Genomic DNA, 15,827 nt, shown 5'->3' on the forward strand with positions numbered 1-15,827 from the left:
CTGCATGGGCGCCAGGCGCTTTCCAATCCGATTGCCATCGACACGACGCGCACGTTGCGCGGGTGCGCGAAGTGCGGCCCGGCCTGCGCGTGCATGCGGACGACGCGACCGACGAATTCGACGCGGTGATGTCGGGCCAGTGCACGCCGGGCCTGCATCTCGTGCTGCTGCTGGAAGGGGCGCTCGACGTGTCGTACGGCGACCGGCGCGTGCTGCTGACGACGGACGGCCGCAGCGCGTGCCGCGATGCCGCGGCCCGGTCCAGCGCGACCCGGTCGAGCGCGGCGCGGCCGCATGTGCGGATGCAGTCGTTCCTGCTCAACGCGCTGCAGCCCGACACGTTCCGCCGCCGCCTGAGCAAGGGCGGCTATGCGCGGCGTCTCAGCCTCGCGATGTCCGACGAATGGCTCGCGCATCTGCAGGCCGCGAGCCGCGCGGCATTGCCGGCGCGGCTCGATTCGATGCTGTCCGCGCATCTCGCGATCCGCTTCTGGCAACCGACGCCGCGCGCGACCGCGCTCGCCGAGCAGATCGTGAGGCCGCCGTCCTACCAGCCGATGCTGCAGGCGATCTACCTCGAAAGCCGCGTGCTCGAACTGCTCGCCGAGGCGTTCGCGCCGCTCGAGGCGGAGGCGGCGCAGCCGTCGGATGCGGCGCTCGGCTCGCGCGACTACCGGCGGATGGCGGAGCTGCGCGCGTTTCTCGCGAGCGACGCCGCGCAGGACCTGTCGCTCGACGACATCGCGCGCCACGTCGGGATGAGCGCGAACGCGATGCAGCGCCAGTTCCGCGCCGCGTACGGCACGACGGTGTTCGACTTCATTCGCGAGCATCACCTGCAGCGCGCGCGGCTCGCGCTCGAGCGCGACGCGGTGAGCGTCAAGCAGGCCGCGGCGCTCGCCGGCTACACGAGCGCCGCGAATTTCGCGACCGCGTACAAGCGCCGCTTCGGCGTGACGCCGACGCTCGCGCGGCGCAGCGATCGACGCTGATCGACGCCGATCCGCGTCGCGGCGGCGCTCAAACAAGATCGAAGCTTTCGCAAAGATTTCAACGCATGACAGGTTCCATAATGCAAATGAGAATCAATCACATTGTGGAGCAGCGAAAGCGTCATCATGTCGAGTCACGTTGCGAAGTTTGCGTTGAAGCCGGCCGTGGTCGCCGGCCTGTATCTGATGGGGGCATCCTGCGCGTGGGCGCAGACGCCTGACAAGCAGGGCGATGCCGCCGCGTCGGCCCCGTCCGGCGATCCGGCAGCGATGAAGGAAATCGTCGTGACGGCGAGCCGCCGCGAGCAGGCGATCAAGGAGGCGCCCGCCAGCATCTCGGTGATCACCCGCGACGAGATCGAGGCGAAGCCCTATACGTCGGTCGCCGAGATCGTCGGCAAGGTCGAGGGCGTGAGCGTCGTCGGCGGGTCGCCGAACGACCAGGACATCTCGATTCGCGGGATGCCCGGCGAATACACGCTGTTCCTCGTCGACGGCCGCCGGCAGAACACCCGCGAAACGATGAACCGCGGCACCGCGGGCGTGCAGTCCAACCTGCTGCCGCCGCTGTCCGCGATCGAGCGGATCGAGGTCGTGCGCGGGCCGATGTCGTCGCTGTACGGCGCCGACGCGATGGGCGGCGTGGTCAACGTGATCACGCGCAAGGTGCCGAAGCGCTGGGGCGGCACGCTCACCGCGAGCAGCGTGTGGCAGCTCGAGTCGAACCAGGGCGATACGCAGAGCGTCGATTTCTGGCTCGGCGGCCCGCTGAAGTCCGACGTGCTCGGGCTGCAGGCGTCCGGGCGCCTGCTGCACCGGGGCGAGGACAGCATCTACTACCCGGCGAGCGGGGCGAGCGGCGCGAACGGGCAGCGCATCGGCAGCTTCGACGTGAAGCTTGCCGCGAAGCCGACCCGCGACCAGGACATCAGCGTGAACGTCGGCCGCGAGCAGCTCACCTATCTCAGCACGCCGGGCAAGAGCGAGGCGCCGCTCACGCCGCGCACCGCGACCTCCGCGATCACCGAGACGCGTCACGTCCGCGACTACTGGGGCATCACGCACGACGGCCGCTGGGGCTTCGGCAACACGACGCTGTCGCTGTACGGCGAGCGCGGCGTGCAGGACCAGTGGACGCCGGTGGGGCGCTCGCCGGTGAAGCCCGCGCTGACGGATACGATCCTCGAGGGCAAGGTCGAGGTGCCTTGGTGGGGCGAGCGCAACATCCTGACCGTCGGCGGCCAGCACATCTGGTCGCGGCTGTCGGGCGTCGGCAGCCAGGACGCGGTGCCGAAGGGCCACGCGATCAATTCGGACCGCATCTCGCGCAACGCCTGGGCGCTGTTCGGCGAGAACGAGTACTTCTTCAACGACCGCTTCACGCTGACGACCGGCGTGCGGCTCGATCACGACGAGCGCTACGGCAGCCACGTGAGCCCGCGCGTCTACGGCGTGTACAAGCTCACCCGGGCGTGGACGGTGCGCGGCGGCGTGTCGACCGGCTTCCGGCCGCCGTCGCTGCGCCAGAGCACGGGCGGCTACTGCATGACGTCGGGCGGCGCGGCGGGCGCGGTGCCCGGCACGCTGTGCGGCAACCCGGACCTGAAGCCCGAGACCAGCGTGACCGAGGAGCTCGGCGTGCGCTACGACCTGGGCGACACGTACGCGGGCCTGACGCTGTTCAACAACCTGTTCAGGAACAAGGTCACGAGCTACGACACGGGCGTAGCCGACCCGCGCTCGCCGGGCCGCAACATCTACAAGTACGACAACATCGACCGGGTCAAGCTGTACGGGCTCGAGCTCGGCGCGGGCACGCGCGTGACGCGCACGGTGAGGGTGTCGGGCGCGTACACGCTGACGCAGTCGCGCCGCGAAGGCAACGGCGAGAAGGCATTCAACGGCGGCTCGCTCGACGGCCAGCCGCTCGACAAGACGCCGAAGCACAAATTCAACGTGCAGGTCGACTGGACGCCGACGCCGAAGCTCGACCTGTATGCGACGGCCAACTACATCGGCAGCGAATACTGGGCGGCGTTCCGCAACGGCGCGCAGGGCGTGCGCGAGCGGCCGTCGACGACGACGTTCGACCTCGGCGGCCGTTACCGGATCGACAAGCGCTTCTCGGTCAATTTCGCGGTGCTGAACCTGACCAACAAGATGGTTCCGGTCGACGACCGCACGCGCGCGAACGGCCTGAGCGGCAACTGGCTCGTCGACCAGGGCCGCCGCATCGCGGTGAGCCTTACGGCCGAAATGTGACGGCGCGGCCGGCGCCGCAACGACATGCCGCCGGCCCATTCAATCTGGAGGTCAATCTGATGAACATGGTTTCCCGTCCCTCGACACTATTGGCACCCCGAAACATCTGGGAGGTCTATCGTCCCGATACGCCGCTGTTTCTCGCGACGCCGGCTCATGCGCTGCTCGCGGCCGACGCGGCGACCGCCGTCCCGCATGCCGATACGCCGCTCGCGTCGCGCGTCGCGGATGCGCTGCGCGACGCCCGCGCGAATGGGCACGCCGGCGCGGCGGTCGTCGGCGCGGTGCCGTTCGACGTCGAGGCGCCCGCCGCGCTGAGGGTTGCGCGCACGCTGCTGCGCGCCGGCCCGCTCGGCGCGCTGCGCAGCCCGGCGCTCGCGGCGACGCGCCATGCGACGCGCGCGGTGCCGTCGGCGGACGTCTACGGGAACGCGGTCGAGCGGGCCGTCGCCCGCATCCGCGCGGGCGAGCTCGGCAAGGTCGTGCTGGCGCGCACGCTCGAGATCACCGGCGAACGGCCGGTCGACGTCGCGCCGCTGGTCGCGCGGCTCGCGGCCCGCAATCCGCACGGCTATACGTTTTCCGTCGACCTGGGCGCCGGCCGCACGCTGCTCGGCGCGAGCCCGGAACTGCTCGTGAGCCGCTTCGGCGGCATCGTGCGCGCCAATCCGCTCGCGGGCTCGGCGCCGCGCAGCCCCGATCCGGTCGAGGACCGCCGCCGCGCGGACGCGCTGCTCGCATCCGTGAAGGATCGCGACGAGCATCGGGTCGTCGTCGACGCGGTGCGCGACGCGCTCGCGCCGTTGTGCCGGCGTCTCGACGTGCCCGTGCGTCCGTCGCTGATCCACACCGAGACGATGTGGCACCTGTCCACCGAAGTGCGCGGCGAAACCGACGCCGACGCGCTGACGCTCGCGCTCGCGCTGCATCCGACGCCGGCCGTCTGCGGCGCGCCGCGCGCGGCCGCCCGTGCGTGCATCCGCGACGCGGAGCCGTTCGATCGCGGCTTCTACGCGGGGATGCTCGGCTGGGTCGATACGCAAGGCGACGGCGAATGGGTGGTGACGATCCGCTGCGCGGAGGCGCAGGATCGCACGCTGCGGCTCTATGCGGGCGCGGGCGTCGTCGGCGAATCGACGCCCGAAGGCGAGTGCGCGGAAACCGCCGCGAAATTCCGGACGATGCTCGACGCGCTCGGCGTGAGCCACGACGTCGCGCCGGAGGCCGCATGATGCGCGCGCACGGCACGCCGTGGCCGGACGCGTTCGCCGACGCGTACCGCGCAAAAGGCTACTGGCGCGGGCAATCGTTCGCGCAATGGCTCGACGAGCGCGTCGCGCGGCATGGCGAGCGCATCGCGCTCGTGCAGGGCGACATCCGCTGGTCGTATCGCACGCTCGCCGACGAAGCGGCGCGCGTCGCCCGCGCGCTGACCGCGCGGGGCATCGCGCCGGGCGACCGCGTCGTCGTGCAGTTGCCGAACTGCGTCGCGTTCTTCGCGGTCACGTTCGCGCTGTTCCGGCTCGGCGCGCTGCCGGTGTTCGCGCTGCCCGCGCATCGGCGGCGCGAAATCGGCTTCTTCTGCCGGCACGCGCAGGCGGTCGCGTACGTCGCGGCCGAGCGGCACGACGGTTTCGATTACCGGGCGCTCGTGCGCGACGTGCAGGCCGACGCGCCGACGCTGCGGCACGTGCTGTTCACGGCGCCCGGCAACGCGAACCTCGCGCTGGCCGACGCGCCGGCGCACATTGCGCTGCCGCCTGAACCGGCCGCGGGCGAGGTCGCGTTCCTGCAACTGTCGGGCGGCAGCACCGGTACGCCGAAGCTGATTCCGCGCACCCACGACGACTACCTGTACAGCGTGCGCGAAAGCGCGCGCATCTGCGCTCTGAGCGAGCGCAGCGTCTATCTCGCCGCGCTGCCGGCCGCGCACAACTACGCGCTCAGCTCGCCGGGCTCGTTCGGCGTGCTGCACGCGGGCGGCACGGTCGTGCTGTGCGACGGCGCGAGCCCGGATGCCGCATTCCCGCTGATCGAGCGCGAGCGCGTGACGGTCGTCGCGCTCGTGCCGCCGCTGGTGCCGGTGTGGCTGGCGGCCGTGGCGCGGCAGCGGGAGGCGCTCGCGAGCCTCGAGCTCGTGCAGGTCGGCGGCGCGCGCTTCGATCCGGCGCTCGCGGCGCGCGCGGCGGACGGTTTCGGCGCGCAGCTCCAGCAGGTGTTCGGGATGGCAGAAGGGCTCGTCAACTACACGCGGCTCGACGATCCGCGCGAGCTGGTGACGGGCACGCAGGGGCGGCCGATCTCGCCGGACGACGAGATCCGCATCGTCGACGACGACGACCGTCCGGTCGCGCCGGGCGAGGTCGGCCACCTGCTGACGCGCGGCCCGTACACGATCCGCGGCTACTACGAGGCTCACGCGCACAACGCGCGCGCCTTTACCGCGGACGGCTTCTATCGCACCGGCGATCGCGTGCGGGTCACGTCCTCCGGACACCTGATCGTCGAAGGGCGCGCGAAGGACCAGGTCAACCGCGGCGGCGAGAAGATTCCCGCCGAGGAGATCGAGCACCTGCTGCTCGCGCACCCGGGCGTCGTCGATGCGGCGCTCGTGCCGATGCCCGATCCGTATCTCGGCGAGCGCAGCTGCGCCTACGTGATCCGCGGCACGCCTGCGCCGGGCGCGGCGGAGCTGGTCCGGTTCGTGCGCGAGCAGGGCGTCGCCGCGTTCAAGGTGCCGGACCGGATCGAATTCGTCGACGTGTTCCCGAAGACACCCGTCGGCAAGATCGACAAGCGCGCGCTGCGCGAGCGCATCGCGGCGCAACTGACCACGGCAGCATGACCCAAGCGCGGGCGGCACGCATCGCCCGTGCATCGATATTTTCAACAGCACTCCATCATGGCCATTCCGAAGATTGCTTCCTACCCGATGCCGGCCGAGCTGCCGGCAAACCGCGTGACCTGGGGTTTCGAGCCGCCACGCGCCGCGTTGCTCGTGCACGACATGCAGGACTACTTCCTCGATTTCTACGATCGCGACGCGGCGCCCGTGCCGGCGCTGCTGGCGAACGTGCGGCGCCTGATCGACTTCGCGCACGCGAGCGGGATGCCGGTCTGCTACACCGCGCAATCGGCCGCGCAGACGCCGGAGCAGCGTGCGCTGCTGACCGACATGTGGGGGCCCGGGCTCACCGCGCATCCGTCGCGCGAAGCGATCTGCGACGCGCTCGCGCCGGCGCCGGCCGACACGGTGCTCGACAAATGGCGCTACAGCGCATTCCAGCGCTCGGATCTCGACATCCTGTTGAAAGAGCAGGGGCGCGACCAGCTCGTGATCTGCGGGATCTACGCGCACATCGGCTGCCTGATGACCGCGTGCGACGCGTTCATGCGGGACGTTCGGCCGTTCTTCGTCGCCGATGCGCTCGCGGACTTCTCCGAGCGCGAGCACCGGATGGCGCTCGACTACGTGGCGGGGCGCTGCGGCAAGGTCGCGACCACCGGGGAACTCGTCGGCGCGGCCGCGGGCGACGCCGCTCAGACCACGCCCGCGACGCTCGCGGAGATCGCCGCGCAGGTCGCGCACAGCCTGCGGGTGCCGGTCGCCGATCTGCGCGCGAACGACAACCTGCTCGACTGCGGGCTCGATTCGGTGCGCCTGATGATGCTCGTGGAAACCTGGCGGGCCGCCGGACACGACGTCACGTTCGTGCAGCTCGCGGAGCAGCCGACGCTCGACGCGTGGACACACCTGCTGCAGCGCCCGGCGCAGGTGGCCGCATGACGGCGCGCCCGATCCCGGACGCACAGCCGGCGCCGTTCGTCAGCACCGCCGAGCTCTCGTTGCCGCAGGCCGACCGCGTGCTGTTCAAGCTCTGCAAGCACTACGCGATCAAGGTGCCGGTCGCGTTCGACGCGCACCGCGCGACGGTCGATTTCCCGTACGGCGTCTGCCGGATGGCGCGTGCCGACGACGTGCTGAGCCTGCGCTGCGAGGCCGATGCAGAAAACAAGCTCGAACAGATCCAGTACGTGATGGACGAGCATCTGGCGCTGATGTCGCGCAATCCGCAGCTCGTCGTCGCGTGGCGCCGCGCGTGACGCGCGCGGCCCGTTTCCCGTTCAACGATTTCTCGTGGCAAACCCCTTCATGCAACTCGAAGACCGACCGATGCGCGCAACGTCCGCGCAATACGGAATCTGGGTCGCGCAGCAGGTCGATCCGGACGATCCGGGCTACCTGACCGCCGAGACGATCGAACTCGACGGCCCGCTCGACGTCGCGGCGCTGACCGACGGCGTCGAGACGGTGCTCGATCACGCGGATACGCTGCACATGCGCTTCGCGTGGACCGACGACGTGCTGTGGCAGCAACGCGTGTCGCCGTGCGCGCGGCTGCCGCTCGTCGATTTTTCCGCGGAACCCGATCCCGCGCAGGCCGCGCGCGCGTGGATGCGCGCGTCGCTGTCGATCCGCTGCGACGTGACGGCCGATCCGCTGTACCGCACCGCGCTGCTGCGGCTGTCGCCGACGCGGCACTGGTGGTATCTGCAGGTTCACCACATCGCGCTCGACGGTTTCGGCTACAGCCTGCTCCAGCAGGCGGTCGCCGCCCGCTACAACGCCCGCGTCGCGGGCGCGGCGCCGCCCGCGCTGCCGGACTGGCGCGTCGATCGCGTCGTCGATGCGGAGGCGCGCTACCGCGCGAGCGGCGGATTCGACGCCGATCGCGCGTTCTGGCGCGCGCATCTGCATGACGTGCCGGCGCCGCTCGTCCTCGCGCCGCAGCAGGAGGTCGGCGCGGACGCGTTGCGCGAGACGCTCGCGCTCGACGGCGAGCGCGTGCATGCGCTGCGCGAAGCCGCCGAGCGGCTCGACGTCGACTGGAACGCGTGGCTGCTGTGCGCGATCGGCATCTGGCTCGCGAAGCAGGGCGGCCAGCGCGACCTGACGCTCGGCCTGCCGGTGATGAACCGTCTCGGCACGCCGGCGCTCGGCGTGCCGTGCATGGCGATGAACATCGTGCCGTTGCGCGTGCACGTCGACGCCGAGCGGTCGCCGCGCGCGCTCGCGGCCGAGACGGCCGGGCGGCTGCGCGCGATCCGTCCGCACCTGTACTACCGGTACGGCTGGATACGCGGCGACCTCGGCCTGCTGGAGCGCAATGCGTTCCTGTTCAACCAGGCGGTCAACGTGATGCCGTTCGAGCGGCAGGTCGCGTTCGACGGGCTCGCGAGCGATACGTGCGCGGTCAGCGGCGGCCCCGTGAAGGATTTGAACGTGACGGTCGCGGTGCGCGCCGGCGCGTGGCGCATCACGCTCGAAGGCAATCCGAACGCCTATGACGCGACACGGCTCGCCGCGTATGCGCGCAGCCTCGCGCGCTGGCTGGATGCGTTTGCCGGGCACGCGCCGGACGCGCCGGCGGCGCCGCTGCTCGGCGACCTGCCGCCGCCGTCGATCCTGCGCGGCGCGCCGCTCGCCGGGCCATACCCCGACGTGCTCGCACTCGTCGCTCGCGTCGCGCGGGAAGCGCCGACGCGTACCGCGATCGAGGCGGGCGCGCGGCGCATCGACTACCGCACGCTGCTCGCCGACGTCGACGCGCTTGCGGCGGCGCTCGTCCGACATGGCGTGACGCGCGGCTGCCGCGTGGCGCTCGCCGCGCCGCGCGCGCCGGACGTGATCGCGGCGATGCTCGCGGTGCTGCAGGCCGGCGCGGTGCTCGTGCCGCTCGACCCGGACGGCCCGCCGCAGCGGACCGCGGCGATGCTCGCCGACGCCGCGCCCGCGCTCGTGATCACGCGCGGCGCGTATCGCGCGTGCGCGGGCAGCCTGCCGACGCTGGATCTCGACGCGCATCGCGCACCCGCGGCACGCAGCGCAGGCGACGGAACCGACGCTGCACCGCATGCCGACGCCGACCAGCCCGCATACCTGCTCTATACGTCCGGTTCGACCGGCCGCCCGAACGGCGTGCTGGTCGGGCGCGGCGCGCTTGCGCAGTTCGTCGCGAGCACACGTGCGCTCTATCACGTCGGGCCCGACGACAAGGTGCTGCAGTTCGCGCCGCTGCACTTCGACGCGAGCTTCGAGGAGATCTTCGTCACGCTGTGCGGCGGCGCGACGCTCGTGCTGCGCGACGACGCGATGCTCGACTCCGTCGACGCGTTCGCGGCCGAGGTCGAGCGGCGGGGCATCACGGTGCTCGACCTGCCCACCGCATACTGGCACGTGCTCGCGCATGCGCTCGATGCTCGCCACGCGGAGCAGCTTCGACACGTGCGGCTGACCATCATCGGCGGCGAGGCGGCGCTGCCCGAGCGGATCCGGCGCTGGCGCGAGCGGCTGCCGGATCAGGCGTTGCTGAACACCTACGGGCCGACCGAAGCGACCATCATCGCGACCGCCGCGTGCGTCGGCGGCCCGGGCGCGGTCTGGCAGGACGGCGAGCCGGTGCCGATCGGCACGCCGCGCGCGGGCGTCGATGCGCGGATCGTCGACGCGCGCGGGTATCCGGTCGCAGTGGGCGGCTCGGGCGAACTCGTGCTGAGCGGCGACGCGCTCGCGCTCGCGTATCTCGACAATCCGGCGCTGACGGCGGAGCGCTTCGTGACGCTGCCCGGCAGCGGCGTTCGCGCATACCGGACCGGCGATCTCGCGACGCTGCGCGACGGCCGGCTCTGCTTCGACGGTCGAATCGATCATCAGGTGAAGATCAGCGGCGTGCGCATCGACCCGCGCGAGATAGAGGACTGGCTGCTGCGGTCGCCGGACGTGCGCGAGGCGGCGGTCGTCGCATTGCGCAGCGATGCGGGCGCGACGACGCTCGCGGCGTTCGTCGCCGGGACCGACGACGTTGCCGCGCTGCGCGCGCGGCTGGCCGACGCGCTGCCTGCCGCCGCGATTCCCGATGTGTGGCGCGTGCTCGACGGCCTGCCGCGCAACGCGAACGGCAAGACCGACCGCAACGCGCTGCTGCGGCTCGTCGCTCAACAGGATGCTGCGCCGGAGGACGATTCGCAGACCAGTGAACTGGCGCGGCGCGTGATGCGCATCTGGCGCGAGGTGCTGGGCGAGATCGCGCTCACGCCGGCGTCCAATTTCTTCGACGTCGGCGGGAAGTCGCTGCAGGCGATCCAGGCGAGCGCACGGCTCGCGACCGAGCTCAAGCGCGACGTGCCGGTGTCGATGCTGTTCCGGCATGCGACGGTCGACGCGCTGGCGGCCGCGCTGCAAGCGCCGCTCGCGTACCGGCCGCGCACCGCGCACGACGCGTTCGCGCCGCATCTCGCGATCCACGCGGGGCGGGCCGGCGGCCCGCGGCTCATCTGCCTCCATCCGGCCGACGGCCTCGCATGGAGCTATCTGCGGCTCGCCGCGCATCTGCCGGACGTCGCGCTCGACGGCCTGCAACTGTCGGTCGAGGACACCCGGCGCGCCGGCGACTTCGACGCGCTCGTCGCCACCTACGTTCAGCGCGTGCGCGCGCTGCAGCCGGACGGGCCGTACCACCTGCTCGGCTGGTCGCTCGGCGGCGCGCTCGCGCACGCGGTCGCCGCGGCGCTTGCGCGCGACGGCCAGGCGGTCGGCCTGCTCGCGCTGATGGACAGCTATCCGGCGTCCGCATGGGCGGCGCAGCCGCAGCCGGCGCCGGGAGACGCGCTGCGCATCCTGCTCACGGTGAACGGCGACTTCGACACGGCCGATCTGTCCGACGACGCGCTGCGCCAGCGGCTGTTGCGGGCGAACAGCCCGTTCGCGGCGCTCGGCGCGGCGGGGCTCGATGCGTTCGCCGACGCGACGCTCTCGCAGATGCGCCTGTTCCGCGCGGCGCGCACGCCGCGCTACGACGGCGCGCTGCTGCTGTTCAACGCGGCGCGCAAGCGGCCGGGCCTGCCGGTGCCCGACAGCTGGCGCGCCCATCTGGCGACCGACGCGCTGACGTGCGTCGCGCTCGACTGTTCGCACGACGGGATGTCCGATCCCGAACCGATGGCGGCGATCGGCGCCGCGCTGGCGGAACGGCTCGCCGCGGCGACCGCTGTCGGCTCTTTTTGAGGAATTCGAATCGATGAATGCACAGGCAGGAATGAGTTTCCCGGGGGCGGTCGCCGTCGTGAGCGGCGCGGCCCAGGGTATCGGCGCGGCCGTCGCGCGCGCGCTCGCCGCGCGCGGGATCGAGGTCGCCGCGTTCGACGTCGACGGCGGCGCGCTGGCGCGCCAAGCGGCCGACAGCGCGGCATTCGGCGCACGGATCCATCCGTTCACGGTCGACGTCGCGGACGCGGCCGCCGTCCAGGACGCGGTCGCGCGCGTGGAGGAGACGGTCGGTCCGATCGGGATGCTCGCGAACGTCGCGGGCGTGTTGCGGCTTGCTGCGGCGACGTCGCTGAGCGATGCCGACTGGGCGCACTGTTTCGCGGTGAATACGCATGGGGTGTTTCACCTGTCGCGCGCGGTCGCGCAGCGGATGATCGCGCGCGGTGCCGGCAGCATCGTGACGGTCGGCTCCAACGCGGCGCTGGTGCCGCGCATGCAGATGGCCGCGTATGCGGCGTCGAAGGCGGCCGCGCACCAGTTCACCCGTTGTCTCGGGCTCGAGCTGGCCGGGCACGGCATCCGCTGCAACATCGTCGCGCCGGGCTCGACGGACACGCCGATGCAGCGCCAGCTATGGGACGGTCCGGCCGGCCCGGCGGGCGTGATCGCCGGTTCGCTCGACACGTATCGCACCGGCATTCCGCTCGGCCGCATCGCCGCGCCGAACGACGTCGCCGAAACGGTGCTGTTCCTGCTGTCCGACGCATCGCGTCACGTCACGCTGCACAGCCTGTGCGTCGACGGCGGCGCGACGCTCGGTGTCTGACGGCCTTTTTCCGCAACTTCAGTGATGAAACAGATCTCCGCCGAAATCGAACAGGGCGCGGCCGGCGCCTTTGCCGAGCCGCTCCGCGACGAACGGCTGTGCATCGGCATGCGGCTGCCGACGCCGGACGCGCTGCGCCGCGACCTGCCGGCGTCGGTCGCCGCGCGCGCGACGGTGGCCGCCGGCCGCCGGCAACTGCGCGCGATCCTCGAGCGCCGCGACGCACGCCGCATCGTCGTCGTCGGTCCGTGCTCGATCCACGATCCGCAGGCGGCGCTCGACTACGCGCGGCGGCTCGCGCGGCTCGCGCATGCGGTGCGCGACGCGTTCTGCGTGGTGATGCGCGTCTATTTCGAGAAGCCGCGCACGACGGTCGGCTGGAAAGGCCTGATCAACGACCCGGGCCTCGACGGCAGCCACCGCGTGCTGGACGGGCTGCACGCCGCGCGCCGGCTGCTCGCCGACGTCAACGCGCTCGGGCTGCCTGCGGCGATCGAGGCGCTCGACGTCGTCACGCCGCATTACCTGTGCGATCTCGTGAGCTGGGCCGCGATCGGTGCCCGCACGACCGAGTCGCAGGTGCATCGCGAGCTGGCGTCGGGGCTCGCGATGCCGGTCGGCTTCAAGAACGGCACCGACGGTCAGGTCGACGTGGCCGCGCACGCAATGCTGGCCAGCATGCGCCCGCATACCTTCATCGGCATCGACGGCGCCGGCGGTCCGGCGCTGCTGCACAGCGACGGCAATCCGCATGCGCACCTCGTGCTGCGCGGCGGCCGGCACGGGCCGAACTACGACGCGGCATCGGTGGCGGCCGCGGTCGAGACGCTGCGCGCGCAGCGCCTGCCGCCGAATGTGCTGATCGACTGCTCGCACGCGAACTGCGGCAAGCAGGCCGACCGGCAGCTCGCGGTGCTCGACGACGTCGTCGAGCAGATGTGCGCCGGCAGCGACGCGATTCGCGGCGTGATGCTCGAGAGTTTTCTCGAAGCGGGGGCGCAGCCGCTCGGCGGCCCGCTGCGCTACGGCTGCTCGATCACCGACCCGTGCCTCGGCTGGGACGCGACCGAGGACGCGCTGCTGCGCGCGCGCAGCAGCTGGCTCGCGCGGGACGGCCGCACCGGCTGACGCCGGTATCGGCGCGCGCCGCGCGCCTTCTTCAACCCACTACGGAATGGACATGTCGACGACTTCCTCCGAACCCTTGCAAGCGCCGGCCGACGCCGGCCCCCGCTACCTGCCGCTGCTGCTCGCGAACCTCGCGATGGTGGCGGGCACCTACGCATTCGTCGCGATCGCCGGCCCGCTGGCGCGCCGGATGAATCTTGAACCGCTGCATATCGGCGCGGTCATCGCGAGCGTCGGGCTCGTCTGGATCGCCGCCGCGCCGCGCTGGGGGCGCGCGGCCGATGCACGCGGACGATTGCCGGCGATGCGTGCGTCGATCGTCGGATTCGTCGCCAGCTTTCTGCTGCTGGCCGGCTACGTCGGCTGGGCGCTGCATCGCGACGGGGCGATCATGCCGCCGGTCTGGGCGAGCTTCGTCGCGCTGCTGGCGACGCGCGCGGCGATGGGCGGCTGCTATGCCGGCCTGCCGGTCGCGGCGACCGCGTGGATCGCGGACCGGACCGCGACCACCGGGCGCGCGGCGGCGCTCGCGCGGTTCGGCGCGGCGGGGGCGGTCGGGATGGTGATCGCACCGCCGCTGGCCGGCTGGCTTGCCGGTTACGACATGACGCTTGCGTTCGTGGTGTTCGCGCTGCTGCCGCTCGCGGGCCTGCCGGGGCTGCGCCGCTTGCGCGACGACGGGCCGCGGCTTGCGCGGCACGCGCCGGCGCGGCTGAAGCCGACCGATCCGCGGCTGCGCCTGCCGTGGTGGAGCGCGTTTGCGCTGTACAGCGTCGTGATGATCGCGAACAGTGCGCTCGGCTTCTACGTGATCGACCGGCTGCAGGTCGGCGCGCGCGACGCGTCGGCGGTGGTCGGCTATGCGCTCGGCAGCGCGGGCGTCGGCCTGATCGCGATGCAGTCGCTCGTCGGGCGGCTGCGGCGGGTCGCGCCGCGGCGGTGGCTGCGATGGGGCGCGCTCGTCGGCGGTGTCGGCTTCGTGTCGGTGCTGGCGGTCGAGCCTGCGCAGCCGTTGCTGATGTGCGCGAGCTATCTGGTGGCGGCCTGCGGAATGGGTGCGGCGTTTCCGGCGGTCGCGGCGCTCGCGAGCACGCGGGTCGAGCCGCACGAGCAGGGGGCGTGCGCGGGCGCGATGTCGGTCGCGCAGGGGCTCAGCATGGTGGTGGCACCGCTCGTCGGCAACGGGCTCTACGAACTGCATCCGGCTGCGCCGTTCGCGGCGATCGGGGTGGTGCTGGCGGGGGTGTTTGTCGGGACGTGGCGGGGGGCGTCTGGGGTGTAGCGAAAGCGCCTGCTTGTGCAGGCGCTTTGCTTCCTGGGTGCAGAAACGAAAAAAGGTCAGCTTGCGCTGACCTTTTCGAAATCAAGTGGTGCCCAGGAGAGGACTCGAACCTCCACGGTGTTGCCACCGCTAGGACCTGAACCTAGTGCGTCTACCAATTCCGCCACCTGGGCACGTTTCGCTTGGTGCTGCATCGCGAAAGAACGCAATTATAGCGGGTCCGTAGGGGCTGTCAACACCATTTTGATGACGGCCGAAAAAAATATCTGCGTGTGGTTCGAGAATTCGGCGCTGGCCATCGCAACCGTTGGGAAGTCGGGCTCGGTCGTTGCGGCGCGATCACGATGGAGTCCGGCGCTAAGGTGTCGCAGTTGCAGGCTCATTCCGGCGACGTTCATTGGGCAGCATGGCTGGCGCTGGGGCATGTTGCCGACCGGTTCGTCGTGGCGATTCGAAGTGACAAGCGGAGAATTCGAGAATTGAACAGAACAGATGAGGCTGCGGTGTTGCTCAAGCGCACTCATACAGGAGAACTGGAAGGCGACGTGGTGTTGCACGGCGAGCGTGCCACGTTCCGGGAAGACAAGTGCCAACTCGATTTTCGCCGCCAGGGGGCGCGGATTCACGTTACGCAAACGGGCAACGACGGCGACTGCGGCGCAGGCATGGGGGTCTACTACGACGGCGATTACGTCCCTGCGTCGACGTTCGAGGCCAGACCCAAGCCTGATCTCCTGAGTCTGAAGGTGGTGACCGGCAACCAGCAGGACGCTGCGGCACGAGCGTTGCTCGGCAAGGACTACGTAACGCTCGTCGACATGATCGACGTCCGGAGCAAGGGTGACGACGAAGACGCGCTGGGTGCAAACGTGAACGAGTACTTCGTGCGTGGTATTGCGAACACGAACGCCGCCATCGTGATGAGCCGGGGCGACCGGCTGTGGATCGGGATGCTGGTGTTCGATGCGCGCAATCACGTGCGTATGCGCTACTACACCAATGTGCGGGCATGGAAGAGGCGGGTGCCCGGGACGATCCAGGCATGGCGCGACCGCATCGACAGTCAGCTTCCGATCGACCTGATGCGATGAGGTATCGGCGGGCGCCGGGATGCTTCCTGACGCTGGAAATGAAAAAAGGCCAGCTTGCGCTGACCTTTTTCGAAATCAAGTGGTGCCCAGGAGAGGACTCGAACCTCCACGGTGTTGCCACCGCTAGGACCTGAACCTAGTGCGTCTACCAATTCCGCCACCTGGGCACGTTTCGCTTGGTGCTGCATCGCGAAAGAAC

The 15,827-nt window shown here is 71.0% G+C and carries 11 protein-coding genes and 2 tRNA genes; 11 read left to right on the top strand and 2 right to left on the bottom strand.

From position 1 onward, the window contains the following. Window positions 1-71 precede the first annotated feature (71 nt). The 10 genes from HWX31_RS07740 to HWX31_RS07785 all read left to right on the top strand — a co-directional run bounded on the left by HWX31_RS07740 (window position 72) and on the right by HWX31_RS07785 (window position 14,537). Window positions 72-992 carry a helix-turn-helix transcriptional regulator gene (locus tag HWX31_RS07740; protein ID WP_059619865.1) on the top strand — a complete coding sequence of 307 codons (921 nt, stop codon included), beginning with the start codon at window positions 72-74 and terminating at the stop codon, window positions 990-992. 126 nt (window positions 993-1,118) lie between these two features. After that, complete coding sequence (locus tag HWX31_RS07745) at window positions 1,119-3,254, top strand: TonB-dependent receptor domain-containing protein (RefSeq protein WP_174964204.1); 2,136 nt, start codon at window positions 1,119-1,121, stop codon at window positions 3,252-3,254. 59 nt (window positions 3,255-3,313) lie between these two features. Then, entirely contained in the window at window positions 3,314-4,486 is a 1,173-nt protein-coding gene (locus HWX31_RS07750; RefSeq protein ID WP_059617263.1) for an isochorismate synthase, read from the top strand. Then, complete coding sequence (locus tag HWX31_RS07755) at window positions 4,486-6,099, top strand: (2,3-dihydroxybenzoyl)adenylate synthase (RefSeq protein ID WP_174964230.1); 1,614 nt, start codon at window positions 4,486-4,488, stop codon at window positions 6,097-6,099. The genes HWX31_RS07750 and HWX31_RS07755 overlap by 1 nt, the downstream gene beginning before the upstream one ends. Window positions 6,100-6,156: 57 nt before the next feature. Further along, window positions 6,157-7,041 carry an isochorismatase gene (locus tag HWX31_RS07760; RefSeq protein ID WP_174964203.1) on the top strand — a complete coding sequence of 295 codons (885 nt, stop codon included), beginning with the start codon at window positions 6,157-6,159 and terminating at the stop codon, window positions 7,039-7,041. Then, window positions 7,038-7,358: a DUF2218 domain-containing protein gene (locus tag HWX31_RS07765; protein WP_174964202.1), complete on the top strand. Its 321-nt coding sequence runs from the start codon at window positions 7,038-7,040 to the stop codon at window positions 7,356-7,358. Before HWX31_RS07760 ends, HWX31_RS07765 begins: the two co-directional genes overlap by 4 nt. Before the next feature lie 70 nt (window positions 7,359-7,428). Continuing rightward, window positions 7,429-11,319, top strand: a complete 3,891-nt coding sequence (locus HWX31_RS07770; RefSeq protein ID WP_244143671.1) for an amino acid adenylation domain-containing protein — start codon at window positions 7,429-7,431, stop codon at window positions 11,317-11,319. A gap of 31 nt (window positions 11,320-11,350) precedes the next feature. Further along, window positions 11,351-12,127 carry a 2,3-dihydro-2,3-dihydroxybenzoate dehydrogenase gene (locus tag HWX31_RS07775; protein WP_174964229.1) on the top strand — a complete coding sequence of 259 codons (777 nt, stop codon included), beginning with the start codon at window positions 11,351-11,353 and terminating at the stop codon, window positions 12,125-12,127. A 24-nt stretch (window positions 12,128-12,151) separates the two neighbouring features. Continuing rightward, complete coding sequence (locus HWX31_RS07780; protein ID WP_174964200.1) at window positions 12,152-13,255, top strand: 3-deoxy-7-phosphoheptulonate synthase; 1,104 nt, start codon at window positions 12,152-12,154, stop codon at window positions 13,253-13,255. A gap of 52 nt (window positions 13,256-13,307) precedes the next feature. Continuing rightward, window positions 13,308-14,537, top strand: a complete 1,230-nt coding sequence (locus HWX31_RS07785; RefSeq protein ID WP_174964199.1) for an MFS transporter — start codon at window positions 13,308-13,310, stop codon at window positions 14,535-14,537. An 86-nt stretch (window positions 14,538-14,623) separates the two neighbouring features. On the opposite strand, the gene HWX31_RS07790 is transcribed toward HWX31_RS07785, so the two are convergent. Next, window positions 14,624-14,710, bottom strand: a tRNA-Leu gene (locus tag HWX31_RS07790). A 99-nt stretch (window positions 14,711-14,809) separates the two neighbouring features. Between HWX31_RS07790 and HWX31_RS07795 the strand changes: the two genes are divergently transcribed. Then, complete coding sequence (locus tag HWX31_RS07795) at window positions 14,810-15,628, top strand: hypothetical protein (protein WP_174964198.1); 819 nt, start codon at window positions 14,810-14,812, stop codon at window positions 15,626-15,628. Window positions 15,629-15,708: 80 nt separating this feature from the next. Here HWX31_RS07795 and HWX31_RS07800 read toward each other — a convergent pair. Further along, window positions 15,709-15,795 (bottom strand) — tRNA-Leu (locus HWX31_RS07800). Between the last annotated feature and the right edge of the window lie 32 nt (window positions 15,796-15,827).

Source organism: Burkholderia ubonensis, from assembly GCF_902833085.1.
GTDB classification, from domain to species: Bacteria; Pseudomonadota; Gammaproteobacteria; order Burkholderiales; family Burkholderiaceae; genus Burkholderia; species Burkholderia ubonensis.